The 25321-nt window shown below is 71.2% G+C and carries 23 protein-coding genes; 7 read left to right on the top strand and 16 right to left on the bottom strand.

Features of this window, described 5'->3' with window-relative positions:
* Nucleotides 1–106 precede the first annotated feature (106 nt).
* From N5095_RS13695 to N5095_RS13680, 4 genes are read left to right on the top strand one after another with little or no spacing between them, the layout of a single operon-like run.
* Entirely contained in the window at nucleotides 107–541 is a 435-nt protein-coding gene (locus N5095_RS13695; RefSeq protein ID WP_267623447.1) for a DUF4212 domain-containing protein, read from the top strand.
* Nucleotides 538–2223: a sodium:solute symporter family transporter gene (locus N5095_RS13690; protein WP_267623445.1), complete on the top strand. Its 1686-nt coding sequence runs from the start codon at nucleotides 538–540 to the stop codon at nucleotides 2221–2223. The genes N5095_RS13695 and N5095_RS13690 overlap by 4 nt, the downstream gene beginning before the upstream one ends.
* Before the next feature lie 2 nt (nucleotides 2224–2225).
* Nucleotides 2226–2687 carry a universal stress protein gene (locus N5095_RS13685; protein WP_267623444.1) on the top strand — a complete coding sequence of 154 codons (462 nt, stop codon included), beginning with the start codon at nucleotides 2226–2228 and terminating at the stop codon, nucleotides 2685–2687.
* 32 nt (nucleotides 2688–2719) lie between these two features.
* The gene (locus N5095_RS13680) at nucleotides 2720–2935 is read left to right on the top strand and encodes a DUF8119 family protein (RefSeq protein ID WP_267624486.1); all 216 of its coding nucleotides are present in this window, start codon (nucleotides 2720–2722) and stop codon (nucleotides 2933–2935) included.
* A gap of 66 nt (nucleotides 2936–3001) precedes the next feature.
* Here N5095_RS13680 and N5095_RS13675 read toward each other — a convergent pair whose 3' ends face one another.
* A complete protein-coding gene (locus N5095_RS13675) occupies nucleotides 3002–3253 on the bottom strand; it encodes a DUF7576 family protein (RefSeq protein ID WP_267623443.1) in 252 nt (83 codons plus the stop codon).
* A gap of 197 nt (nucleotides 3254–3450) precedes the next feature.
* On the opposite strand from N5095_RS13675, the gene N5095_RS13670 reads away from it, so the two are divergent.
* The gene (locus N5095_RS13670; protein WP_267623442.1) at nucleotides 3451–5061 is read left to right on the top strand and encodes a long-chain-fatty-acid--CoA ligase; all 1611 of its coding nucleotides are present in this window, start codon (nucleotides 3451–3453) and stop codon (nucleotides 5059–5061) included.
* A gap of 768 nt (nucleotides 5062–5829) precedes the next feature.
* On the opposite strand, the gene N5095_RS13665 is transcribed toward N5095_RS13670, so the two are convergent.
* A complete protein-coding gene (locus N5095_RS13665) occupies nucleotides 5830–6324 on the bottom strand; it encodes a DapH/DapD/GlmU-related protein (protein ID WP_267623441.1) in 495 nt (164 codons plus the stop codon).
* Between the two features lie 101 nt (nucleotides 6325–6425).
* Here N5095_RS13665 and N5095_RS13660 point away from each other — a divergent pair, with 101 nt between their 5' ends.
* The gene (locus N5095_RS13660; protein WP_267623440.1) at nucleotides 6426–7316 is read left to right on the top strand and encodes a carbohydrate kinase family protein; all 891 of its coding nucleotides are present in this window, start codon (nucleotides 6426–6428) and stop codon (nucleotides 7314–7316) included.
* A 37-nt stretch (nucleotides 7317–7353) separates the two neighbouring features.
* Here N5095_RS13660 and N5095_RS13655 read toward each other — a convergent pair whose 3' ends face one another.
* The 12 genes from N5095_RS13655 to N5095_RS13600 form a co-directional block, all read right to left on the bottom strand.
* On the bottom strand, nucleotides 7354–8460 hold the full coding sequence (locus tag N5095_RS13655; RefSeq protein WP_267623439.1) for an aldo/keto reductase: 1107 nt from the start codon (nucleotides 8458–8460) through the stop codon (nucleotides 7354–7356).
* Between the two features lie 104 nt (nucleotides 8461–8564).
* Nucleotides 8565–9782, bottom strand: coding sequence for a DHH family phosphoesterase (locus tag N5095_RS13650; protein WP_267623438.1), 1218 nt, complete (start codon nucleotides 9780–9782; stop codon nucleotides 8565–8567).
* A 95-nt stretch (nucleotides 9783–9877) separates the two neighbouring features.
* Nucleotides 9878–10795 carry an SDR family oxidoreductase gene (locus N5095_RS13645; protein WP_267623437.1) on the bottom strand — a complete coding sequence of 306 codons (918 nt, stop codon included), beginning with the start codon at nucleotides 10793–10795 and terminating at the stop codon, nucleotides 9878–9880.
* A gap of 3 nt (nucleotides 10796–10798) precedes the next feature.
* On the bottom strand, nucleotides 10799–11248 hold the full coding sequence (locus N5095_RS13640) for a DUF5791 family protein (protein WP_267623436.1): 450 nt from the start codon (nucleotides 11246–11248) through the stop codon (nucleotides 10799–10801).
* A gap of 66 nt (nucleotides 11249–11314) precedes the next feature.
* Entirely contained in the window at nucleotides 11315–14506 is a 3192-nt protein-coding gene (locus N5095_RS13635; RefSeq protein WP_267623435.1) for a DUF7286 family protein, read from the bottom strand.
* Complete coding sequence (locus N5095_RS13630; protein ID WP_267623433.1) at nucleotides 14503–15399, bottom strand: DUF7284 family protein; 897 nt, start codon at nucleotides 15397–15399, stop codon at nucleotides 14503–14505. Before N5095_RS13630 ends, N5095_RS13635 begins: the two co-directional genes overlap by 4 nt.
* Nucleotides 15390–15887: a DUF7285 family protein gene (locus N5095_RS13625; RefSeq protein WP_267623432.1), complete on the bottom strand. Its 498-nt coding sequence runs from the start codon at nucleotides 15885–15887 to the stop codon at nucleotides 15390–15392. Before N5095_RS13625 ends, N5095_RS13630 begins: the two co-directional genes overlap by 10 nt.
* A complete protein-coding gene (locus tag N5095_RS13620) occupies nucleotides 15865–16335 on the bottom strand; it encodes a DUF7283 family protein (protein ID WP_267624485.1) in 471 nt (156 codons plus the stop codon). The genes N5095_RS13625 and N5095_RS13620 overlap by 23 nt, the downstream gene beginning before the upstream one ends.
* Before the next feature lie 68 nt (nucleotides 16336–16403).
* On the bottom strand, nucleotides 16404–18173 hold the full coding sequence (locus N5095_RS13615) for a type II secretion system protein (protein WP_267623431.1): 1770 nt from the start codon (nucleotides 18171–18173) through the stop codon (nucleotides 16404–16406).
* Nucleotides 18170–20464, bottom strand: coding sequence for an ATPase, T2SS/T4P/T4SS family (locus tag N5095_RS13610; RefSeq protein ID WP_267623430.1), 2295 nt, complete (start codon nucleotides 20462–20464; stop codon nucleotides 18170–18172). The genes N5095_RS13615 and N5095_RS13610 overlap by 4 nt, the downstream gene beginning before the upstream one ends.
* Nucleotides 20461–21027 (bottom strand): DUF7311 family protein, encoded by a 567-nt coding sequence (locus tag N5095_RS13605; RefSeq protein ID WP_267623429.1) that lies wholly within the window; start codon nucleotides 21025–21027, stop codon nucleotides 20461–20463. The genes N5095_RS13610 and N5095_RS13605 overlap by 4 nt, the downstream gene beginning before the upstream one ends.
* On the bottom strand, nucleotides 21024–21665 hold the full coding sequence (locus N5095_RS13600; RefSeq protein WP_267623428.1) for a DUF7310 family coiled-coil domain-containing protein: 642 nt from the start codon (nucleotides 21663–21665) through the stop codon (nucleotides 21024–21026). Before N5095_RS13600 ends, N5095_RS13605 begins: the two co-directional genes overlap by 4 nt.
* A gap of 76 nt (nucleotides 21666–21741) precedes the next feature.
* On the opposite strand from N5095_RS13600, the gene N5095_RS13595 reads away from it, so the two are divergent.
* The gene (locus tag N5095_RS13595; protein WP_267623427.1) at nucleotides 21742–22830 is read left to right on the top strand and encodes a tubulin/FtsZ family protein; all 1089 of its coding nucleotides are present in this window, start codon (nucleotides 21742–21744) and stop codon (nucleotides 22828–22830) included.
* A 50-nt stretch (nucleotides 22831–22880) separates the two neighbouring features.
* Here N5095_RS13595 and N5095_RS13590 read toward each other — a convergent pair whose 3' ends face one another.
* A complete protein-coding gene (locus N5095_RS13590; RefSeq protein ID WP_267623426.1) occupies nucleotides 22881–23039 on the bottom strand; it encodes a DUF7837 family putative zinc-binding protein in 159 nt (52 codons plus the stop codon).
* 337 nt (nucleotides 23040–23376) lie between these two features.
* A complete protein-coding gene (locus N5095_RS13585; protein WP_267623424.1) occupies nucleotides 23377–25302 on the bottom strand; it encodes a beta-CASP ribonuclease aCPSF1 in 1926 nt (641 codons plus the stop codon).
* Nucleotides 25303–25321 lie beyond the last annotated feature (19 nt).

The raw sequence follows: 25321 nt of genomic DNA, 5'->3' as shown, positions 1-25321 counted from the left end.
AATCATATAGACTGGTCGGCTAAACTGATTGACTCCGAACTCGACTTTTTCGCAACGCCTTCGGGATTCAAAGCATCTATACTGAAGGATTGTGTCAGTCCGGTCGATGGCAGAAAACGACAGACGAGACCCGTCTATCGAGACCGACGGTGGTACGGGTACACAGTCCACACACGGCCACCGGGAGACGGACTACCTCGAACGCGAGGTGAATCTTCTCCGGCCGAGTACGCCGTTCATGCGGGACCATCTCAAGGTCATCTGGACCGGGTTCGTCGCGTGGGCGCTCATCGTCTTCGGCCCCGTGACGCTCACGGCGGTCGCACCCGACGTCATGACCGCGCCGATGCCCGTCCTGGGGTTCCCGCTGCACTACTTCCTCGTCGCCATCGGGGCACCGGGCGGCGCGCTGCTCCTGTCGGTGTGGTACGCCCGCAAGCGCGACGCGCTCGACGCGAAGTACGGCATCGACCACAGCGCCGGCACGGCACAGGACGAGGCCGGTGACGCCGTCGCCGCCGACGGGGGTGAGCGCCGATGACGGCGTCGCTCGCCCTGCTCCTCCAGAGCGGCCTGCTCCCGGAGGGGCTGAACGTCTCGTTCAAACTCGTTCCCGCCGTGATGGTCGCGGCGATGCTCGCGGTGTTCCTGAGCATCGGGTACGCCTTCCGCGTCGCGGACACGGACGGGATGTGGGTCGCCGGACGGTCCATCGGCAACGTCGAGAACGGGATGGCCATCGGCGCCAACTGGATGTCCGCGGCGTCGTACCTCGGGATGGCGGCGCTCATCGCCCTCTCGGGGTTCTACGGGCTGGCGTTCGTCGTCGGCTGGTCGACCGGCTACTTCATCCTCCTCATCTTCCTCGCCGCGCAGATGCGGCGGTTCGGGAAGTACACGGCGCCGGACTTCGTCGGCGACCGCTTCAACTCCGACGCGGCCCGCGCCATCGCGGCGGTGACGACGTTCCTCATCGGATTCGTCTACGCCATCGGGCAGGCCCGCGGGATGGGGCTCGTCGGCCTGTACATCTTCGGCAACCTCGGCATCCTCGGCTTGACGGGCTACCAGTCGATGGTCGTCCTGATGATGACCATCACGGTCGGCTACCTCACCCTCTCGGGGATGATGGGCGCGACGAAGAACATGGCCGTCCAGTTCGTCATCCTCATCGTCGCCTTCCTCGCCGGCCTCTACGCCGTCGGCTACACGCAGGGATACTCGACGATACTGCCCCAGATAGAGTACGGGGCGCTCATCAGCACACTCGGGAACGAGTTCAGCGAGCCGTTCGTCAACCAGAGCTACTATCTCTGGATCGCCACCGCGTTCTCGCTCGTCGTCGGCACGTGTGGGCTCCCCCACGTGCTCGTGCGCTTCTACACCGTCGAGAACGAGCGGACCGCCCGCTGGTCGACGGTGTGGGGCCTCGGCTTCATCTGCCTGCTCTACCTGTCGGCGCCGGCGTTCGCGGCGTTCGGCACCGACCTCTACACGGACAACATCGGGCCGACGTACGGCGACCCCGGGATGACGAGCGCCGCCGGCGACGTCATCGTCGTGCTCGCCGCCCAGTTGGCGAACCTCCCGCAGTGGTTCGTCGGCCTCGTCGCCGCCGGCGGCATCGCCGCCGCCATCGCGACGGTGTCGGGGCTGTTCATCGCCGGCTCCTCGGCCATCTCCCACGACATCTACGCGAACATCATCAACGAGGACGCGACCCAGCGCCAGCAGGTGCTCGTCGGCCGCGCGAGCATCGTCGCGCTCGGCGTCGTCACCACGCTCGCCGCGCTCGACCCGGCGGCGCCCATCGCCGCGCTGGTCTCCTACGCGTTCTCGCTCGCCGGTGCGGTGCTGTTCCCGATGTTCTTCCTCGGCCTCTGGTGGGAGAACACCAATCGGCAGGGGGCGCTGGCGGGGATGACCACCGGCCTCGTCATCTGGCTGGTTCCGATGATGAACGAGGTGCTCCCCGCCTACGTCGGGAACGGGGAGCCGTACTCGGCGGCGCTCGCCCAGTGGGTGCCGGCCATCGGGTCGGCGCTCATCGCCGTCCCGATCGTCTTCGTCGTCACCATCGCCGTCTCGCTCGCGACCGAAGAGCCGGACATGGCGACGAAGCGGCTGGTCCGGCAGTGTCACAGCCCCGAACCGATGTCGAAGATGCAGTCCGCCGAGGAGGTCGCCGCGACCGACGGCGGGCAGGTCGAGGGAGACGACTGAGCATGTACGACCGAATCCTCGTCCCGACGGACGGGAGCCCCGTGGCGGAGTTGGCCGTCGACCACGCGGTCGACCTCGCCGCACAGTACGGGGGGACGATTCACGCCCTATACGTCGTCGACATCGACGCCGTCAACCTCGGCCTCGGGACCGAACAGGTCGACCGCATCCGACAGGGGAAGCTCGACGAGATGACGGAGCTCGGCGAACGCGCGTCGGCCGCGACCGGCGCCGTCGCCGCCGCGGCCCGCGAACGCGGCGTCGACGCCGTCGAGGAGACGCGCGTCGGACAGCCCCACGTCGTCGTCGCCAACTACGCCGAGGAGGCGGACGTCGACCTCGTCGTCATGGGAAGCCACGGTCGAGCGGGCGTCAGACGCGCCCTGCTCGGGAGCGTCACCGAACGTGTTCTGCGCGCGACACACCGCCCCGTCCTCGTCGTCGACCGACAGGAGGAGGCGTGAGCCGTGCCGGAGCCCGCCGGTCGGGGGAGCCGATGAGCCGCCTCGAAGCGGTCGGCGAGCACGTCCGCGACCACCGCTCGGGGATGGTCGTCGACCTCGTCTTCGCCCTCGTCTGGGTGACCGTCGTCTCGGCGCTGTTCGGGTTCCTCTCGGCGCCCCAGTGGGCGACGTATCTCGCGATGGGGCTCGGCGTCGTCGCCTACTTCGGGTTCTTCTGGTCGCTGGAGGCGACGAGGGGGTCGTCGTAGGCCCGCCGCGTTCGTCTCCTCCACACGACGCGAGCCGACTCGTGGACTCGTAACGACCGTCCGTACTCACCCCTGACCGACCCACTCGGCCAGACAGCGCTCGTCACAGACGTGGACGCGGCCGGCTTCGTGGCCCCGCCCCGGACCGAGCCTGACGAGCAGGTGACGGTCTCGGAGTCGGAGTTCGGAGCCGCAGTTCGTACAGTCGCTCCAAGCCTCGCGGTCGACGTCCCAGCGGTGGTGTCGGGAGACGCGCTCGATTCGTGTGCCCTCGTCGTAGCCGGTCGGTGTCAGCCCGGTGAACTCGGCGAGTCCCATACGCTCGATTCGGACCGTCGCCTACAAGAGATTTTTGTGGGTATTAGTACGGAGAAAAGATTGCTGGAGGGTCCCGTACGGACGGGTACGAACGTCTCGGGAGCGGTACCGAACCACGGCGCGCTCCGGCCCGGGTCGGCGCATGGGTTACACCATCCTTCATCTTTTTCAATGCGCTTCACGAATCACCGGACGGCATGGAGAAGCCACTGCTGGTCACCGACTTTCTGGACAGGGCACGGCGCAACTACGGCGCCCACGAGGCGGTGCTCGCGACGACGGGCGAGCGCTACACCTACGACGAACTCGGCGAGCGCGCCGACGGCTGGTCCGCGTTCCTCCAGTCCCGTGGCGTCGAGAAGGGCGACCGCGTGGCGGTGCTCGACCCCAACACGCACTACCACCTCGAAGCCGCCTACGGGTCGATGCAGGTCGGCGCTATCCACACGCCGCTGAACTACCGGCTCATCGAGTCGGACTTCGAGTACATCCTGAACGACGCCGGCGTCGACGTCGTGTACGCCGACTACGCCTACGCCGACAAGATCGAGTCAATTCGCGACGACGTGCCGACGACCACGTTCGTGACGAACGATGCCGACGAGGTCGAGGGTGACTGGGAGTCCTTCGACGAGGTGGTCGCCGAGTCGGCCGAGTACGAGCGCCCCGAGATGCACGAAGAGGAGATAATCACCATCAACTACACCTCGGGCACCACCGGCGACCCGAAGGGGGTCTGTCGCACCCACCGGACCGAGACCATCCACGCGTACCTCGTCTCCCACCACGGGGAGATTCGCGACGACGACGTGTACCTCTGGACGCTCCCGATGTTCCACGTCAACGGCTGGGGGCACATCTACGCCGTCACGGGCAACGGCGCCCGACACGTCTGTACCCGCGGCGTCGACGCCGAGGAGATCTTCTCGGCCGTCCGCGACGAGGGCGTCTCCTACCTCTGTGCGGCGCCCACCGTCCTCAATCGCCTGATGGACTACTACGACGAGCACGACCCGGAGACCCTCGGCGAGAACCCCGTGCGCGTCGCCACCGCCGGGGCGGCCCCGCCCGAGGCCACCATCCGCACGGTGGAAGACGAGTTCGACTGGTATCTCAAACACGTGTACGGCGCCACCGAGACCGGCCCACTCATCACCACCTCCGACTTCCGTCGCTTCTTCGACCAGGACGACCCCGACCGCTTCGCCGTGAAGAAGCGCCAGGGCTTTGGCTACCTCGGCACCGAGGTCCGCGTCGTCGACGAGGACGGGAACGACGTGCCCCACGACGACGCCACGGTCGGCGAAATCGTCGTCCGCGGCAACCAGGTGATGGACGGCTACTGGGAGAAACCCGAGGCCACCGAGGAGGCGTTCAACGACCGCGTCGAGGGGTACTACCACATGGGCGACCTCGCCGTCGTGAACGAGGAGGGGCTCGTCTCCATCCAGGACCGCAAGAAGGACATCATCATCTCCGGCGGGGAGAACATCTCCAGCATCGAACTCGAGGACACGCTGTTCGAACACGGTGCCGTCGCCGACGTGGCCGTCGTCCCGGCGCCCAGCGAGGAGTGGGGCGAGACGCCGAAGGCGTTCGTCGTCCCGGCGAACGGGGACGTGGACGACCCGGGCGTGACCGCCGCGGACCTCATCGAGTTCAGCCGCGAGCACCTCGCCTCGTACAAGGTGCCCAGGGAGGTCGAGTTCGTGAAGTCGCTGCCGACGACGGCGACCGGGAAGGTCCAGAAGTACGAACTCCGCGAGCGGGAGTGGGACGAGGAAGACCGGATGGTGGGCGAGGGGTAGTCGGGGTCGCTCGGGCGTTCCCGGCCGGGTCTCTCTCGGTCGAAGTCGAACTATGTCGGCTCCCGGAGCCGTACCGCGAGTCCGGGAACTCGATAGAAACCGCGAGCGTTTCGCTGTTAGTTACAAGTCAGCAACACGGCTGCTTCTGCCGCCATGTACTTCCCGTCACACCCCCAAAAACGGAACTGCAATTCAGCATCTCGGGCGATACGAACCGGGTCAGTTGGATTGCATCAAGGCATTCCGGTCGACGCGGCGCCCCCTGAGCCGGGGCGTCTTTTCCCGGCGCGGACCGCTTACTACTCGCCATTGATAAGAGATGGGCACGAACGTACGGTCGTGTTTAGTTGAGCGACCCACCGAGCAAAGACGGGCAACAACCGGCCGAACAGCCGGTGTTGAGAGGGAATTCGAAAGGGGCCGCGCTCGCGACTCGGGCGGCTCGCTGCGCTCCTCGGCTCGCTCACTGCGTTCGCTCGCCTGCGGTGCTTACGTCGTCCCGAGAAGTGCCGACGGCACTTCTCGTGGGCTCACGAGAGCGAAGCTCTCGTGAACGCCGGCCTTCGCCGCGAGCGCGGAGGCTTCCGTGAACTACCGACACAGCACTTCTACCGACTCAACCCCTCTTAACTACACATCGCCGAACGTACCAGCCCGACTCTTAGGTCCGACTGCTGGAAACACCCGCCGAGTCCGAGAGTCGAGTTGTCCCGACCGAGGCGGTAAGAGGTGGGTTCTATTCGTTCCCGGGTCGACGTGAGTCGGATATCACACCCACTCCTGGAGGTCGACGACCCGCTGATTCGGCGCCGAGCCGAGGACCAGCTTCCGGTCGCCCACGTCCGCCGTGACCACCGCCCCGGCCGCGACGACGCTGTCCACGCCGATTTCGACGCCGGGCGTTAGCACCGAGCCGGCGCCGACGAACGACCCTTCTCGCAACAGAATCGTCTCGAACACGTCGTCGTGGTGTTTCATCCCCGACTCGCTAAGTTCGTGCGTGACGCCGACGACGCTGCAGTTCGGGCCGACCTGTACCTCGTCCTCGACATCGACGTTCTCCAGGAACCCGCCCGCGTTGACCACCACGTCGTCGCCGATTCGGCACTTCTTGAGGGAGGTTCGCTCGTAGATTTCGCAGTCGTCGCCCACCGTCGAGTCGTGGACGGTGACGAACTCGCGAATCGTGGAGCGTCCGACGTCGGAGTCGACGATTCGGGCCGAGTCGTCGATGCGAGCCGAGTGGCCGCTGGTGTCGGTCATACGGTGCTATCTCCGAGACCGTATTTCAACAGTTCGACGTCTCCGCGTGCGAGTCGTCGGCGACCGGCAGGCCTAATCCGCACCTTCGGCTACCCCGACGCATGGACGCCTTCGTCGCCGGCGGGTGCTCGTACAACGCGATGGTCTACCTCGACGAGTTCCCACGGGAGACGGAGACGCACCGCGCACGCGACTTCCGGGAGACCGTCGGCTCGACCGGCGCGGGCAAGACGATGAACCTCGGTCGATTGGGGCTGGACGTGACGTTCCACGCGATGCTCGGCGACGACCGCTACGGGCGAATCGTTCGGGAGACGTTCGCCGACGAGCCGGCGACGTTCCTCCACGATGTGGACCCGAACGGCACCGAACGCCACGTCAACCTCATGAACGCCGAGGGGGAGCGCATCAGCATCTTCGTCGTGGAGTCGACGCCGGCCCCCGACATCGACTACGAGCGCCTGGAGCGCCTCGTGAAGACCTGCGACGCCTTCGTGGTGAACCCGGTCGACTACACCCGTCCGCTCCTCGCCGCGGCCGAGCGCCACGACACGCCGGTCTGGTGCGACGTGCACGCCTACGACGGCGTGGACCCCCACCACGACGCGTTCGTCGACGCCGCCGACTACCTCTTTCTGAGCGAGGAGGGGATGGACGACCCGACCGAGTTCATGCGGGAGCGCGTCGACGCCGGCACCGAACTGGTCGTCTGCACCCGGGGGGCGGACGGGTCGACGGCGCTCACGGCCGACGGGGAGCGAATCGAGGTGCCCGCCGAGTCCTTCGAGATGGTCGACACGAACGGCGCCGGCGACGCCTACGTCTCGGGGTTCCTCTACGGGCACGCACAGGGGGAAGACACGGAGACCTGCATGCGTCTGGGGACGCTCGCCGGGGGACTCGCGGTCGAATCTCCCGAACTCGCACACGCGGGGCTGTCGGCCGAACGGCTTGCCCTCGAGTACGAGGACCGCTACGGGAGCTATCCGTAAGTCGGCCGTCTGCTCCCCGCCGTCCGGCCGGTGAGGCTCACTCGAACGTCGAGTCGAACGCCTGTGCGCCCAGCGGGTCGAACGTCCCGGCGGCGACGTTCTCGGCGACGTGCTCGGGCGACCCCATCCCGACCAGCGAGCAGGTCACGCCGGGCGCCGACCGCGCGAAGTTGATGGCTCGCTGGGCGGCCGAGTCGCCCTCCAGTAGCGCCGCTACGTCGTCCGGGATGACGCCCTCGCGCGCCAACTCGCCCTGCGAGAGGGAGGCGCTCGTGAACATCCCGAGGCCGGCGTCGTGGGCGTACTCGAGGGTACTCACCGAGTCGCCCGACTCCGGCTTCCGCTGGTTCTTCAGCGAGAACGCGTCCGCCATCCCGACGTTGAACGGCAACTGGACGGCCTCGAAGCCGTGGCTCGCACCGTCGCCGTGGACCGTCTCCGCGGCGGCTTCTGCCCGCGCCACCACCGCCGGCAACGAGAGGTAGCTGTCGTGGCCCTCGGGCATCCGGAACGCCTCCCACGTCGCCACGCCGTACGCCCCGACGTCGCCGGCCGCGACCCGCCGCTCCAGCGTCTCGAAGGCGGCCTCCAGTCGGTCGTACACCTCGTCACGTGGGTGCTCCGTCAACTGTGTCTCCGGGTTGTGGACGTAGTAGAGGTCGACCGCGTCGAGGTCGAGGTTCGACAGCGAGCGGTCGACCATCGCGTCCAGGAAGTCGGGCGCGATGCAGTGGCTCCCGCGGACGAGGTCGTCGGGGTCCACCAGCCCCGGCTCAACGAACTCCCGACGGACGTACGCCGCGGGCTCCTCCGGCCGCTCGCCGTCGAAGGGGAGGAACCCGCCCTTCGTCGCCACGAGCACCTCGTCGCGGTCGGCGCTCGACTCGGCGAGCGCCTCGCCGACGACCCGTTCGGACCGCCCGGCGCGGTAGTTGACGGCGGTGTCGACGACGTTCACGCCGGCGTCGAGCGCGGTCCGGACCGCCTCGCGATACCGGTCGTCGGCGTCGTCGGTGGGGTCACCGAGGTACGTGCCGACGCCGACGCTGGAGACCACGCCCGGCCCGAAGCGGCGGAAGTAGGTCCGGCCGAAGGCGTCGCCGAACCGGTCGCGATACCCCCACGTGCCGCTGGTCGTCGCCATGCTCGGGTTTGGGCGGGACGGGCGAAAAGGGTCGTGGGTCCGCGGTGCCGGTCGGCGGGACCGGACATAGTCGACGGGACGGAACTCAGTCGACGGGACGGAACTCAGACGTCCCCGGCCATCGACCGGAAGATGCGCTCGATGATTTCGGCGCGAGAGACCGGTTCCTGCTCGGCCACGCTGCCGGCACCCCCGCCTCCGCCCCCGCCGTTGGCGCCGCCGGGGAGAGCGGTCCCCTGTTGAATCTGGCCGCCGCCCATCCGAGCGTGGCCGCCGGCGCTGGCGTGGGGGATGTCCGACACCGCGGCCTCCAGCGCTCGGCCCATGTGGACGCGGTCGTCGCGGGAGCGCCCGGAGAGGTACAGCGTCCCCTCGCGCTCGCCGCAGACGACGACCGCGGTGATGCCCTCGAGTTGGATGAGTTCGTCCGCGGCCTGCGGGATGGCGTCGACGTTCGACAGTTGACCGACGTCGCTGACGGCGAAGGAACCCTCCACTTTGCGCCCGGCGATGGCGCGGGCCTTCACTTCGAGCACCTCGGCGCTCACCTGCGGGTTGGCGATGCGGTCGAGCAGGTCCTCGTCGACGCCCGGTGAGAGGTACGAGGCGGCCCGGAAGTCGGCGGCCGCCGCGCCCGCCGTCAGATGCTTCGTGTCGGCGAGGATGCCGTAGAGGAGGCCGGTCGCGACCGTCGACGGGACGGTGTACTCGGCGTCGATTTCGGAGGCGTGCTGGTCCGGCGGCACGGGCTTCGCGCCGATGTCCTGCATGTACTCGGCGACGATGGAGGAACAGGAGCCGTAGTCGGTGCGGACGTCGGTGAACTCCTCGCCGGCGCCCTCGCCGGGGTGGTGGTCGACGACGGCGAGGGGGAGGACCCCGCCGGCGCCGCCGAACCCGCGGGGGGTGTTGTGGTCGACGAGTACCACGTCCGGCGCTGCGAGGTCGGAGACGTGGTCGATTCGTTCGAGGTCGAGGTCGAGGACGGTCCGGAAGGCGCGGTTCTCTTGGTGACGAATCTGTCCGGAGAACTGGAGGACGGCGTCGGTGTCGACCTGTTCGGCCAAGCAGGCGACCCCGATGGCGGCGGCCATCGCGTCGGGGTCTGGGTTCGGATGCATCAACACGACGATGCGGTCCCGGTTCGCGAGGACCCCTCGAAAGCGGGCGCCGATGGGCCGCCGGAAGCGACGCAGCGCGTAGAGCCCGAGAGCGAGCGCGAGCACCGCGACGGCCACCGCGGCCACCACCCCGGGGTTCGTCACGACGAACCGTTCGGCCGCCGCGAACGACTCCGCGGGGTTATCTGCCCAGCCACGCATATCCTGCAAGTACGTGGGGACTGGCAAGAAGGTTCCCCATGGTTTCAGGCGACTGAACCGCCCGTTAACCCGCTCGTACAGGGAGAATGGCGGGCTTATCCCGACGGAAACCCGTCGACCGCGGCGCGGTATCCTTCCCGAAACGTGGGAAACGTGAACTCGTAGCCCAAGGACCGTAGATGCGCGTTCGAGCACCGCTTACTCGTCAGAATCCGGCGTCTCGCCGCCTCCGAGAGGTCGCCGGCCGCCAACCGCGCCTCCTTCGTCCGCTTCTCCGGCCGGTCGACGCCACAGGCGTCCGCCAGCCAGTCGGCGAACTCGTGTTTCGAGACGGGTTCGTCGTCGACGACGAGCACCGGTTCCCCCCGCGCGAGGTCCTCGGAGAGTAGGTACCGGACGGCGCCGGCGGCGTCGTCGCGGTGGACCATGTTGAGGTAGCCCGCCGTCACCGGCCCCTCCAAGTAGCGCTCCAGCCGGTACCGGTCAGGGCCGTACAGCCCCGCGAAACGGGCGATAGTACCGTCGACTCCCCGCTCCTCGGCGTAGTCGGTCGCTATCGACTCGGCCTCGACGAGCACCTCGGTCTTCTCGGTCGTCGGCGACAGCGGCGTCGACTCGTCGACCCAGTCGCCGCCGTGGTCGCCGTACACGCCCGTACTCGACGTGTACACCAGCCGGTCGGGTGCGCTGTCGCGGTCGGCAAACGCGTCGATGCTGGCCCGGAGCCCCTCCACGTACGTCTCGCGGGCCGCGTCGGCGCCGCGCCCGCCGGTGCTCGCGGCGAACACCAGCCAGTCGGCGTCGGGGACGGCCGCGAGGCTGTGGGGGTCGGTCACGTCGGCCCGAACGGCCTCCAGCCCCGCGGACTCGACCGCGTCCAACCCGTCGTCGGAGCGCCGGACGGCGACGACGTCGTGGCCGGCCGCCCGGAGTTGGCGACCGAGTTCGAGTCCGACGTAGCCACAGCCCAGAATCACGACGCGCTCGGCGCCGGTCGTCGATGGCTCGCTCATGGGTCAGCGGTCGTTGCGCTCGGCGAGGAAGCGCTGGATGGCGGCGAGTTGGGCGAGCGTCATCGGGTTGCGCCCCTCGATGGCTTGCTGGACCTCCTGGCCCGTCAGGTCGTGGTCGAGGTTGGCGGCGAGGATGTCGACGTCGACGACGCCGGTCGTCATCGACAGCAGGAGGTGGTCGCGGACCTCCATCACGATGGCCTCGGCGTCGGGGTAGTCGTCCGAGACCGCGAGCACCGCGGCGGCCTCGGAGAGCGTGAGCTGGCCGACGTCGGTGTCGCTGTCGGCGCGCTCGCCGTCGAGCGCCGCCAGTCGGTCCCGGTCGACTCCCGTCTCGTCGGCGACGGCGTCGAGCCCCTCGGCCTCGACGACGGCCGCCAGCTCGCGCTCGTAGGCGGCCTGCAGCGCCGCGGCGTCGAGCGAGGCCGGCTCGTCGACTGCGTCGTACAACATACCCCGGAGTCGGCCCGCCGCGGGCAAAACGGTTGTCACTGCGGTCGGGTCGACGGCGTCCGGTGTTCACACGCCGCCCGTCTCACACGCTTGGGCCGGCTCGGACTCGCACCCGGGCCGAGGCCACCCCTCCGAACTCTCGTTCATCACGCCGTCCACGTCGCCGACGCCGGTACCCCACGGCGGGACGGCGACGACGACGACCGTCCCGGTCCGGAACGACACTCGTTCGTTCGCCCCCAGTCGCTCGCCGTCGCCGTCGCCGTCCACGTCGAGACGGACCGAGGCCCCGTCGCGGACGTACGTTAGGCCGGCACCGTCGGACGGTGGTCCGCTTCGCGCTCGCACGGCGAAGCGGCGGTACTCGCCGCGCACGTCGACCGTCCACGCGTTGACCACGCCGTACGTCGGTCCGACGCCCGGCGGGAGGACGGGGAGTCCGGCCGGAACCGACCCGTAGGTGCCGCCGGCGAGCCGTTCCACCGCCCTCTCGGAGAGGTTCCCGGCCGCCCCCGAGACCGCGTGCTCGACGAGGGCGTGCGAGACCGCCTGCGTCGCCACCGCGGTTCGATTCGTCGGCGCCTGCGGCACCGACGCGGCCGAGCGCTCGGTGACGCTCCCGATGCGAACCCGGAGTCGGACGGAGAGGGTGTTTGCCTCCCGCGCCGACAGGTCCGCTCGGGTCCTCGCCTCCGCCGCCACCGCCCGGGCGAACGACCCGTTCGTCGCCGCGAGCGCCCGTCGCCCGACGCCGTTCCACTCGCGCCCGGCCGCCGTCACGACGGCCACCCGCTCGCGCTTCGAGAGGTCGGTCCGCCGGGCCAGCGTCGCCCTCGCGGCGGTATCGACCGGTCGTATCCCCCTGGAGACGGCCTTCCGGAGCCGCGTCCGCCGTCTCTGGAGCGTCAGGTTCGACCCGCCCTCTCGCTCCAGTGTCCGGTTCGCGGCGACGAGCGTCGCCGCCCCGGTGCGAAGCGAGACGCGCTTCTCCTCGGCTAGGAGCGGCTCCAACACCGCGTCGGCGGCGTCGCCGTAGGGAACCGTGAAGAGGTTCACGTTCCTGGCGGCGAGCGGGCGGTAGCTGGCGCCCTCCGGGAGGCCCGCGACGTGGCGACCGGTCGTCGGCGAGAGGGTCAGGTAGCCGGGCGACCCGTCCGGAACCAGCGTCACCGACCCACCGGGAGCGTCGGCGTCGACGACCGACTCCGGGGTCGACCCCTCGTCGTACCGCCCGGCGACGAGACGCCGCACGTCGCCGGGGCCCGGTCCGCGCTCGGCCAGCAGGTCCCCGAGCCGGCCGTTCGCGGTCGACTGGTCGGCCGCCTGCCGGTCGAGCGCCGCGAGCACCCGGTCGAGGTACGCCGCTCGCGCCGCGACTCTCGCGCGGTCGGCGGCGCCGTCGTACGTCTCCGGGGCGTCGACGAGCGACGCACGCCGGGACCGGAGGCGAGACGCCAGCGCCGCCGGGGGGTTCGCGTCGCCGGCCGCGACGGCGCCGCTCGACACCTCGACGCCGACGGCTCGGACCCGCTCGCGGAGGTCGGCGAGGTCGGCGGCGACCCACGGCCGCAACGTCCTCGGGCGGTCTCCGCGGACGACGGTCTCGGTCCCGCCGCCCCCGAGGCCGACGCCGAGTCGGGACCCGGAGTCGAGACTACCCTCGACGGCTCGGCGGGCGACGCCGTCGCGGCCGCCGTTGCCGTCGACGAGACGGCTCCGGGCGGCTCCCCGCACGTCCGCGAGGTTCGGGCCGTCGACGGCGCCGCCGCGGCGGAACAGCGGTCGGGTCGACCGGTTCGGTGCGCCCGCCGTCGGCCGGTACCGGCCACGGAGCGCGGCGTCGACTCGGTGGCGGTCCGCCCAGGTCGACTCGCGGCGGACCGTCTCGCTCCCCCGGCGCCACGTTCGGGTCACGGTGTGGCGCTCGACGACGTACCGGGCGAACCGTGTGAACGTCTGGTCCGAGCCTCCGCCCCTACTCCCCTCCACGCCCGCCGTCGTCGGACGCCACCGTTCGTCGACCGCGGTGTCCCGGACGACGGTCCGCGTCGACACGGACTCGCGGACGAGCGACCAGTTCGCCCCGGGAGCGGTCGCCGGGGGTCGGTCCTCGTTCCGCGTCTGGCGAACACGCGTCAGAAGGACGGCCTCGGCGCGGTACGCGCCGCCGAGCGCGGCGTCGAGGTCGTCGGACCGCGCGACGCCACGCGTCGGCTCGCCGTCGAGAAGCGAGAGGTACGCGAGGTCCGCGGTCCGGTTGACGCTCACGGTGAACGTCCGATTCGGTCCGGAGTCGGTTCCTCCGTTCCTCTCGGCCGTCAGCGTCGGCGGCGTGCCCTGGCGGGGCGGCTCGAGGGCGGGCGGCGGAACGAACTCGTCGGCCCGGTTCCCCTCCGTCACCACTTCCCCCGCGAACAGGTCGTGGAGCGCGACCGTGCCGGCGGCGACGCGATAGCCGTAGCGGGCGCCGCGGTCGGTCCGACCGTACACGTTGCGCTGGGTCGCGAGGAGGCCGCCGTTCGTCGCGAACTCGACGTGTCGGTTCGAGACGACGTTCTCGATGGGCGCGCCGCCGAACTGCGCGCCACCCCGGGCCCACGCGATGGGGTAGAGTCGAGCGCTGAGGTGGTTGCCGAGCCCGGGCCCCGCGAGCGGGGCGGCGTTCAGCCGTCGCTCGTACTCCACGGTCCGGTCGTGTGCGGCGAGGACGGGCGTCGCCACCGTCGCGGTCAGCGTCTCCCGTTCGCTCGCGACGACGCGGTCCCGGCGCTCGGCCCGAATCGTCACGTTCCGGAGGACGACGCGCACCGCGCTCCCCCCGCCGACGGACTCGACTCCGACGCGGCGTTTCGCCGTCCGGACCGACGCCGTGGTCTCCTCGACGCCGGACAGGGTCGCGCTCGCGACGACCCCCCGTCGGTCGACGGACGAGGAGGCGAACGCCTCGCGGGCGGCGAGGTAGATTCGGAGCCGGAGGGCGTCTCGGAACGGCGTCGACTCGTTCAGGGCGCGCCCGGCCGTCGTGTTTGCCGCCGCGGTAACCGGACGACGGGCGGCGTCGCGCGCGGCCTCGCGGACGGCCGAGCGCAACTCGGTCGTCGCCGACGCCTCGGCACGGTCCATCGCGACCCCGACCGAACGGTCCTCGCGGACCGGTGGCTGCGCGAGCGACGCGGCGAACGTCGCGCTCCCGACCAGCAGGAGGACGCCGACGAGTGCGAACGGGACCCGGGCGCGACGGTCCTCGGCCAGCCTCACGGCGACCACGTCCTGACGACGATTCGCACCCGGCTCGCGGCGGTCGACTCCCCCGCGCGCTCGGCGGAGGGGAACCGGTCCCGAAGGCCGCGTTCGACCCGAGGCTGGAGTACCCGGGTGAGCTGACGATTCGCGGCGGTCGTGTTCCCCCGTTCGACGGCCGGGAGGACCTCGACGCCGAGCGCCGCACCCAGTCGACGATACCGGTGTTCGACGAGCGCCGACGCCGGGTAGTCGGCCCGGAGCGCAGTCTCGGTTCGTCCGGCCGGGACGAGCGTTCGAATCGTCTTCCGAGCGACTCCCTCGGCCAGCCGTCCGAACGACGCTTCTCCGGTTCGCCTACTCGCTCCGGAATTCCCCGTTCCACCGACGGGAACCGCCAGCGCCGCGGCGTGGACGGCTCCGGTTCGTGGCGGCTCGGCGCCGGCGACGACCCGTCCTTCGACGGCCCCCCCGGGAGACGGCCGCCAGAGCGCGACGACCTGGACGCGCGGGCCCGTCCGGTTCGCGACCGTCGTCCGGACGGCACGGACGAACCCGACCGATGCCAGACTCGTCCGCCGGCCGTCGACCGTCGTGTTCGCCACCGCAGCGTCGGCGAGCAGTCTGGCGAGCGACCCGTGGTCGGTCCGGCGGAAGCGGTTGCCGTCCAGTCTGGGGAGACGGTCGGTCGGCCCGCCGGCCTCGCGAACCCCCGTCGCGAGCGAGTAGTTCACCGACGCCGTGGCCGTCGCCAGCGTCTCCGCGGTCGCGTCGGCACGGTCGGCCGCCCGCTCGCCGGACGCCGGCCCGCCGACCGCCGACGGGTCGTTCACCGAGACGAGCGTCCCGACGCCGGCCGAGACGAGCAACAGACACACCGTCGCGTCGATGAGGGCGCTGGTCACGACCACACCCGGACGACGAGTCTCCCCGCTCTGACGGTGCCAGGGTCGAGCCGAACACTCACCGAGCGCGAAGTCACGTCGGGGTCGGCGCCCGGCGGCGGCGTCGGGCCGGCGCTCCAGCGTTCGCCGCCCGCACGGAGCGTGGCGTTCACGCCGTACCCGGACGGGCCGACCTGCGACCCGCCGCGACCGCTCTCCGGGTCGCCGGCGAGAGCCTCCGAGAGTCGGGGTGGCGACGCGACTCCGCCCGCAGTCACCCGGTCGAACACCCGTCGGAGCGTCGGCTCCGACAGGTCTCGCTCGCGGTCCGGGACGACGTCGCCGAGGACGCCGGCGTAGAGGCTTACCCCCACGGCGACGGCGAAGACCGCCGCCAGCGCGACTGTCGGTTCGGCCTGTGCGCGGTCGCCGGGATAGCCACTCCGTCGGCTCGATAGTCGTGTCGGCGACGGCGTGCCGATTCGACCGGCTTCACGCGTCGACGAGCGTGACATCGACACCTCCCCACTCGGTCGACCTGACGACCATCGTTCGGTCGGCGGTCTCCCAGGTCGCTTCGCGGGTCCGCGCCTCGACGACCGCCTGCTGGAAGGCGGTCGGCGAGTCGAAGACGCGGTTCGGGGGTGTGCCGTACACGACCCGCTGGAGGCGCGAGCCGTCGGCGACGGGCGTCACGGGGCCGAACGCGAACGACCCGTGCGCCGTTCCGGCGTCGTTGCGGAGGGCGACCCGGTGGGGTCCGATTCTGAGCGCGGTCGCGTCGAGTGGGACCTCCCCCGTCGCCGCCGTCTCGCTGGCCGCGACGGAGTCCACGGTGTCGGCCACGACCGTCGCGTCGGGCGGCGCTGTCGTCGGCAGCGAGCCGACGACGCCGAGCAGGGTCGCGCCGGCGACGGCGGTTCCGAACCAGACGTACCAGGCGTCGATGGGTGCGTCGAACACGACGGGGGTGGTCCCGTCCCCGTACTTGAACGCTCGTGTGTTCACGCTCGAAGCCCGGTCTCGCTCGTTCAGGCCAGCAGGCCGGCGCCGGCGACGGCGGCGAGGAACGTCGCCGTCGCCGACAGCAGCGCCAGCCCGACGCGGTAGCCGACGAGCGCCGGGTCCAGTCCTCGCTCCAGCGCTACCGCGAGACCGGTGAGAATTGCGGCGAGCAGGAGGACGTAGACGAAGACGGCCGGTCCGAGGTCGGCGGTGGCGAGCGCGGCGCCTCCGGTCGCGCCGGCGGCGCCGTTCGGCGCGGTGGGTGCGCCCGTCATCCCCTCGCCGCCGGCGTGGTCGGCCATCGCGTCCGCCAGCGCGACCGTGGCGCCGCCGACGAGCGGGCCGAAGAGGGCGGCCGTGTTCGAGAGCGTCCCCGTCACGGACGCTAACTCGCGGCGCGCCTCGCGTTCGAGCCGTCGCAGGTCGGCGAGCTGGTCGGCCATCGCGACGACGGTCTCCCCGGCGGGCCGCCCCTCGGCGGCCGCCAGCGCGAGCAGGCGTGCGGCGCCCCGAAGGCGTGGACTCGGCACGTCGGCGAGCGCACCGCAGTCGCCGAGGAAGGCGCTGTGGACGTCCACTCGGAGGGTGCGCCCGACTCGGACGGCGTCCCCGAGCACGTCGCCGGTCGCGTCGGGGACCTCGTCGGCCGCGCGGTCGAGTGCGACCTCGACGGCGACCCCCTCCGCGACGCGCCGGCCGACGAGGTAGAGCGCGTCCGGGAGGCCGGCCTCGACGGCACGGACGCGCTCGCGGACCGACGCCACCGGTCGGTAGCGGACGACCAGCCACGCGCCCGCTCCGGCGCCGACGGCGGCGACCGGCGCGGCCCAGTCCCCGGCCGCGACGCCCGCGCCGACCCAGCCGGTCACACCCGCGCTCAGTGCCGCCGCGGGTTCGGACCAGCGCCGCTCGGGAACGCCCGGGTGGTCACGAGTCACCGACGGCGGCGGGAACGCCACCGGACGGCGGGAGACGAGCCAGACACTCGCGGTGAGCAGTCCCCCGGGGAGCAACAGGTCGTAGACGAGCACGAACGCGAGCGGCGTCACGCCGATGCCGGCCACGCCGGCGGCGGGGACGACGCCGACCAGCGCCAGCGGGAGGAGCACGCCGAAGGCGTAGAGGCCGGTCGCCGGCCCCCTGACCCGCCCGGCGAACGCCGCGAGTTCCTCGCGAGTGCCCTCCAGGACGGTGTCGAGGGCGCGGTCGAGCGTCCGCGCCCGCTCCTCCGCCGGCGCGGCGGCGCCCGCCACTAGCAGTGACACCGACCGGTCGAGCGCCGCGAACGACGACCCCCACTCGGCGGCGAAGTCGTCGAGGCCGCTCCGTGGCGTGCCGGCCGCCCGACGGACGTGTCGGCGGAGGCTCCGGACCAGCGGCCCGTCGCCACCCCGGGCGGCGAAAGCGGCCGCCCCTTCGAGTGCCGGGTCGAGGCGCATCCGGAGCACCGCCCGCCCGACCAGGTCGCTCGACGCGCCGAGCGCCCGCGTTCGCCTGATTCGGGCGAGTACCACCGGTCCGCGGTGGGCGGCGTACATCGTGCCGAAACCGGCCGCGACTGCGGCCGCGGTCGCGACGAGCGGGGGGAGGACGACCGTGAGGGGGAGGAGGAGGGCCGCGGCGACCGCACCGGCGACGTACCCCGCGGCGACGACCTCCGACGGCGCCCGCGCCGAGTCGAGAAAGGCGAGCGCCCGGGAGAGGTCGTCGCCGGCGTCCGGCGCAGGCCAGGGGTAGACCCCCGCGAGGGATTTCACCGCGACGTCGAGTCGACGCTCGCCCGACGTGCGACTCACGGCGTGCCCCCGTCGTCGGCCCGCCCGGCGACGGAGTCGCCGCCGCCGGCTTCGTCGGCGGCTTCACCTCCGCCCCGTCGGCTCCGGTACGCGGCGGTGACCGTCGCCGGTCGCGTCCGCCCGGTCCGCGCGAGGGCGGCGACGGCGGACTCGCGGCGGCCGAGGGCGTCGAGCACGTCCGCGTAGGACTCGTCGGGGCGGGCGAGGGAGGCGACGAGTCGGCTGTTGCCGCGGTCGACCGTCCCCGTCGGTCGGAGTCCGGCGGACTCCTCCTCGCCGCGAACTTCGTCGACGCCGTCACCCCCGCCGACTTCGAACAGCGTCGCGAACCGGACGCCGGAGTCGGTCGTTCGAACCTCCTCGATTCGGTTCACCCGGTGGCGGCCGTCGGCGTCGCGGCCGCAGGTGACGACGAGGTCGGTCGCGCCGAACGCCGACGGGGTCACGCCGAGGTCGGCGACGACGCGCTCGCGCACGTCCTCGCCGCCGTCGCCGTGGATGGTGCCGAGCACCGCACTGCCGCCCGCGCCGACGCGCATCGCCTCGTACAGCGCCGCGGCCTCCTCGCCGCGAACTTCGCCGACGACGAGGGCGCCCTCCCCGAGTCGGAGGGCGGTCCGGAGCGCGTCGGTCGGCGTCAGCGTCGCGTCCGCGTCGGTGCCGGCGTATAGCGGTTGGACGTCCCGACCCTCGCGCTGGAGCGCCTCGACCGGGAGTTCGGACGTGTCCTCGACCGTCACCGTCCGCGTCGACTCGGGGAGTTCCCAGAGGAGCGTCCCGAGCAGCGTCGTCTTCCCGGCGCCGCGGGTGCCCGCCACGAGCGTCGCCGCGGCGCGCTCGACGGCGAGCGACAGGAGCGCGGCGGCGTCGGCCGGGAGCGTCCCGTTTGCGACGAGCGCGGGCAGGGTGAACGCGTCCCCGCCGTGCCGCCGGAAGGCGAACGCGACGCCGTCGCTCGCCGGGTCGGTGACGCCGGCGACGCGAATCCGGCCGTCGTCCGGCCCCGAAATCGCGGCGTCGAGCGTCGGCGCCGCCCGCGAGAACGAGCGCCCGCTCGCCCGCCGAAACCGGGAGGCGAGCGTGGCCGCCCCGGTCGGCGTGAGCCGGGCGTTCGTCGGGAGCGTCTCACCGTCGACGGTCACGCGGACCGGGTTCGCCGCCGCCGGCGCGGTGACGAAGGCGTCGGAGACCCGAGGGTCGCCGAACAGCGCGTCGACCACGCCGTTGCCTCGGGTGTAGCGCGCGAGGACGGTCCCGAGGCGCTCGACGGGGAGTGCGTCGTCTCCTCCGGTGTCTCCCTTCCCTCCACCTCGCTCCCTTCCTCCCTCCCCGGCGTCGACGACGGCCTTCACCGCCCGGTGTGGCGCCCGCTCCCCGCCGTCGACGGCGCCGGCGGCGAGACGGTCGCGGGCCGCGGCGAGTACGGCGGTCGATTCGTCGTCCAGCCGGTGGGCGACGGGGTCCAGACAGTACCGCTCCCGCCCGTCGGCGGTCCCGTACCGCCGGACCACCGCGCCGGAGTCGAGCGTCCGCCGGTCGAGTAGTCTGGCCCCCGGCGGCGGGCCGGCGACCCGGGAGCGCGCCACGGTCGGGCCGACGAACGCCCGGAGCGCGCCGGCGTAGCGGTCGCCCTCGTCACCCCGGACGTCGTCGTCTACCACGTTTACGTCGTCCGCGTCTGCGTCGTCCACGTCGACACCGTCGCCCCGGCCGACTCCGTCGCCGCCCCCGTCGCTCGCGCACCTGCCGAGGTCACGGACGCGGTCGGCGCCCGCCGCGAGTCCGGTCTCGACGGCGATTTCGCGCACCGGGCCGGCCCGACCGGTCGCCTCCCGCGCCGCCGCGAGGGGGTCGCGTGCCGCACGGTCGGCGAGGCGCTCGTCGTGCCACTCGGCGCGCTCGACGAAGCGTCCCGCGGCGAGGAGGAGTCCGGCCGCGCCGTCGACGTACCGGCGTTCGCGGCCCCGGTGGCGGCTCCTGACCACGTCGGCGTCGCGGCTCGCGAGGGCTCGAATCGCCCGCTCTCGGCAGGGTGGCGACGCGGCGAGGTCGCCCGCTCCCGGACAGTCGTCGCCGTCGAGGTGGAGTTCGACCCGTCGGTCGAGCCCGGTTCCCCGCGGCTCGTGAAAGGAAGCCCGACAGCGGCAGTCGCCGTTCGAGTCGTCGCCGCCGTCGGTCAGGAGTCCGCTCGGGTCGGAGCCGACGACCGAACCGAGTTCGAGGTCGAAGTCGAGGTCGAACCCGATGTCGAAATTCGAGATGGGGAACACGACGCTCGATGGTCGCCTCACCTCACTTGAACTCTCGCGGGGACGACGGGCGACAGGAGGGTAGGAAACAGGGGAGGGGGCGACAGGAGGGCGGGCGACCGACCGGAGCCCGAGGGCGTCGTCCCGCGGCGAACGACGACCCGAGGTTCCTCGCCGGACGACCCGCGCGCCAGCCCGAGCGTGAGACGGTGGGCCCCCGGCTCGGTGAACACCACTGGCTGGTCCGGCGTGTCGAGGTCGACGCCGGGCACTCCGAACCGACGAGCGACGCCACCGGTGAGGCGGTAGGAGATGACGTCGTCGCCGGCGGCGTCGGGGGGGTCACAGCCGATTTTCAGGTAGTCGACGCCGGCCCTGCGCCACCCCCGGCGTGGGAGGACGACGGTCAACGTCCGGCGAGCGCCCGGCACCCCGTCGGCGGTCGCGTCTTCGGCGTCGACGAGTCCGGCGGCCGCGCCGTGGACGGCACGGACCTCGCGGTCGAGCGCCGAGACGGAGGCGGACTCCCGCGCGTCCTCGACGGCCGGCACCGAGGCGGCGAGGAGGGCGACGGCGAGCGCGACGGCGAGGACGACGCGAATCACAGCACGTCGCGGAGCCGACCAGCCACCGAGCCGTCGTGGCCGCCGCGGTCGCCGCTCTCGACGGTATCGACCGGGCTCTCGCTGTCGGCGCTGTCGGTGCTACCGGCCCCGTCGGCGGCGTCGGCGTCGTCACCCGTCAGGTCGGCACCGGACCGAACCCCGCCGGAACTGGAGGGGTCGCAGGCGTCGTCCGAGCCGTCGCCTCCGTCGTTCCCCCCACTCTCGCCGACGGGAGTCTCGTCCCGGGCGGCGGCGACCGCTCGGGAGAGGCCGTCGTCGCCGGCGATTCCCGACCCGTCGGCCATCGCGCGTTCGAGGCGGTCGACGGCGGCGAGCGCGGCGTCGGCCCGGCGCTCCACGTCGCGGTTCACCGCCCGGACGCCGCCGACGTAGCCACGGACGGCCTGCGTGGCCGCGTCGAGTTCGTCGAGGCGGGACTCGACCGTCTCCAACTGCGTCTCCACCTCACCGAGACGGGCGGCGAGCGCCGCGCGTTCCGGGAGGGCGTCGAGGCCGTGGTCGCGAGCACCGTCGGTGCGGGTGTCGGCGTCGCCGTCGCCGGCGTCGAGGGTCCCGTCGGTCAGCGTACGTTCGACGGCGCGCAGACGGCGGTCGAGGTCGGACGTGTCGGTCGGCACGGCGAGGGTGGTCGCCTCTTTCGGGATAAATTCTCGCCGTCGGAAAATTCAAGGCAGCTGACTCGGAGTGACGGGTATGAAGACCGTCCTGATCGGTGTCGGACAGGCAGGTGGCAAACTCGCGACGGAGATCGCGAACTTCGACGCGGAGATGGAGTTCGGGGCCGTCACGGGTGCGCTCGCGGTCAACAGCGCGAAGACCGACCTCCGGTCGCTCCCCCTCGACACGGTGTTGATCGGACAGGACCGCGTGAACGGCCACGGCGTCGGCGGCGACAACGAACTCGGCGCCGAGGTGATGCAGGCCGACTCTCACGAGGTCGTCGAGGCCCTCGAAGGGCGCATCACGAGCGAGGCCGAGGCCATCTGGGTCGCCGCCGGCCTCGGCGGCGGTACGGGCTCAGGCGGCGCGCCCGTGCTCGTGAAGGAGCTCTCGCGTATCTACTCGGTCCCCGTCTACGCGCTCGGCGTCCTCCCCGGGCAGGGCGAGGGGTCGATGTACCAGGTGAACGCCGGCCGCTCGCTCAAGACGCTGGCCCGCGAGGCCGACGCGACGCTCCTCGTGGACAACGACGCCTGGCACTCGGCCGGCGAGAGCGTCGAGGAGGGGTTCGACGCCATCAACAAGGCCATCGCCCAGCGCTTCGGGCTGTTGCTGGCCGCCGGCGAGGCCGTCGAGGGGGTCGGCGAGAGCGTCGTCGACACCAGCGAGGTCATCAACACCCTCCGCACCGGCGGCATCGCCGCACTCGGCTACGCCACCGCCGAGGCCGCCCCGGACGCCGAGGAGAACATCAACGTCGTCATGAGCACGGCCCGTCGCGCCCTCCTGACCGGGACGAGCCTTCCGGACGCGACGGAGGCGGAGGCGGCCCTGCTCGCCATCGCCGGCGAGCCCGACCGCCTCTCGCGCAAGGGTGTCGAACGCGCTCGAAGCTGGCTCGAAGAGGAGCTCGGTTGCATGCAGGTCCGCGGCGGCGACTTCCCGCTCGGCTCCGAGCGGGTCGCGGCGCTCGTCCTGCTCGGCGGGGTCGAACGCTCGAAGCGCGTCGAGCAGTTCTTCGAACGCGCGAAGGCGGCTCAGCAGGAGACCGACGCGATAGAGGAGGAACGCGAGAGCGCCGACTCGCTGTTCCAGAACGACCAGCTCGACAACCTCATCTGAGCCTCGCCCGGGCCTCACCCGAGCCTCGGCCCGACTCCCGGGACCACCGCCTACTCCGACTCGGGCGCCACGACGGCGTCGCACTCCGGGCACTCGGCGAACTGCCCCCGACTCCCGTCGGCTCTCTCGTACTCGATGAGCAGCCACTCCTCGCCCAGCGTCCGCTCACAGCGCGGGCAGACACCCAGACTCGGGATTTCCTCGGACATGGTGGACGACGACACGACCGCTCCGGGTCGGTAGGGGGAAACTCTCCCGAAGGGGAGAGTTGGACCGTGTGACGGCCGAACCCCGCGGACGGAACGGACGCGTGGGGTGGGTGGGTGGGGCCACGCCTTCCGACCGCGGGGTCGGCGTCCGGCCGGTGGGGTCGTTCCCTCCCTCCGTCTGAAGACGCGGAACTCGCCCCCTTCCGGACGCCCGATACTTGCGGCGACACTGATAAAGTACGTCTGCTTCAACGGCGAAGCGACTTATAACGAAAGCCGACCGAACGGAAAATACACCGGGGAGAACGGTCGTTCGGCGTAACCGGTCGCCGGCGACCTACTTGAATCGGAACGTTTCGAGGTTCTTCGGGGCGAACGTCCGCATGTTGTAGTCGTGGTACAGCGCCGAGGAGAGGTCCTGTACGGAGCGTTCGTCGCCGTGGACACAGAGCACCTTCTCCGGGCGTGGGTTCATCGTACTCACGAAGTTCTCGAGGCCCTGTCGGTCGGCGTGGCCGGAGAACCCGTCGACGGTCTCGACGCCCATTTTGAGCGACAGCGTGCTCGTCCGCCCGGAGCTGTTCCGGTCGGAGACGGGAATCTCGTCCCAGCCGCTCTGGATGCGTCGCCCGAGGGTCCCCTGGGCCTGGTAGCCGACGAAGACGAGGTTCGAGTCGGGGTCGGTGCCGAGGTGGCGGAGCCAGGACATGATGGGGCCGCCGGTGACCATCCCGGAGGTCGAGAGGATGATTGCGGGGCCGCCGTCGGTGACGTCCTGGCGCTCGTCCTCGCCCCCGTCGATGTGGTTGAACTCCTCGGCGAGGAACGGGTTCTCGTCCTCGTGGAAGATACGGTCGCGGAGGTCGTCACGGAGATACTCGGGGTAGGTCGTGTGGATGGCCGTCGCCTCCCAAATCATCCCGTCGAGGTGGACGGGCATGCTCGGAATCTTCCCCTTGCGCATCGCCTCCTCGAGGACGAGCATGATCTCCTGGGAGCGCCCGACGGCGAACGCCGGGATGAGCACCTTCCCACCCTGGTCGTGGGTGCGGTTGATGACGTCGACGAGCGTCTTCTCGGAGTCCTCCTGGTCGGTCTGGTAGTCGTTGCGTCCGCCGTAGGTCGACTCCATCACGAGCGTCTCGACGCGCGGGAAGTCGTTGACGGCGCCGTTGAACAGGCGGGTGTCCTCGTAGTGGATGTCGCCGGAGAACGCGACGTTGTAGAGGCCGTCGCCGATGTGGAAGTGCGAGACGGCGGAGCCGAGGATGTGACCCGCGTTGTGGAAGGTGAGCTTCACGTCCGGCGCGATGTCGGTGACGTCGCCGTACTCCAGCGGGATGCAGTGTTTGATGGCCTCGCGCACCATCTCGGACTCGTACGGCGGCGTGCGCCCCTCCTTGCTCGCCACGTCGAGGTAGTCGAGCGTCAGGAGGCCCATCAGGTCCCGCGTCGGCTCGGTGCAGTAGATGGGCCCGTCGTACCCGTACTTGAACAGGAGGGGAATGAGCGCGGAGTGGTCGAGGTGGGCGTGGGTCAGGACGACCGCGTCGATGTTCTGCGGGCCGGCGCCGAGCGCCTCGGGCACCTGCAGGTACGGCACTTCGCCCTCGGCGCCGGGCTTGTCACCGCAGTCGATGAGGATGCGGGTCTCGGGCGTGTTGAGGATGAAGCTCGCGCGGCCGACCTCGCGACAGCAGCCGAGCGTGGTGATGCGGACCCACTCGTCTTTCGACATCTCCTCGCGGTGAATCTGCCGGCCGACGCGCTCGAGGATGTCGCGGCGCTCCTCGCGCTCCTGCTTGAGGAAGTTCCGGACGTTCGAGACCGTCGAGGACTCGATGGGCGGCGTCCGGACGACCTCGGGGGTCCAACCGACCTCCTTGGTTATCTCCCGGAGCGTCGAACCGTGTCGGCCGATGACCATGCCGGGCTTCTCGGCCTCGATGACGACCTCGCCGGTGTCGGCGTGGAAGTCGAGGTCGGTGACGCCGGCCTCCTCCGGGATGACCGACATCACCTTCTCCCGGGCCTCGCGGGGGTCCGAGAGCACGTCCGGGTCCGGACGCACGGTGATGCGCTTTCTCAGTTTACTGGCGAGCTTCCTGACGAGGTCGCCGTTTCTCGCGAACTCCTTTGGATGGCGCGTGTACACCACCAGCTCCGGGCCCTCGTACTTGACGTCGGAGACGGTGATGTCGCTCGGAAGTTCGCCGTCGATCTCTGCTTTCAGGTCCTCGAGTTGCTTCTCAACTGAACTCATGGGTCGAAACGGTCCGCCG

The organism is Halobium salinum (genome assembly GCF_026586625.1).
Taxonomy (GTDB): domain Archaea; phylum Halobacteriota; class Halobacteria; order Halobacteriales; family Haloferacaceae; genus Halobium; species Halobium salinum.
The sequence above is the reverse complement of the archived record's forward strand: the minus strand, read 5'-3'. Positions and strand labels throughout refer to the sequence as shown.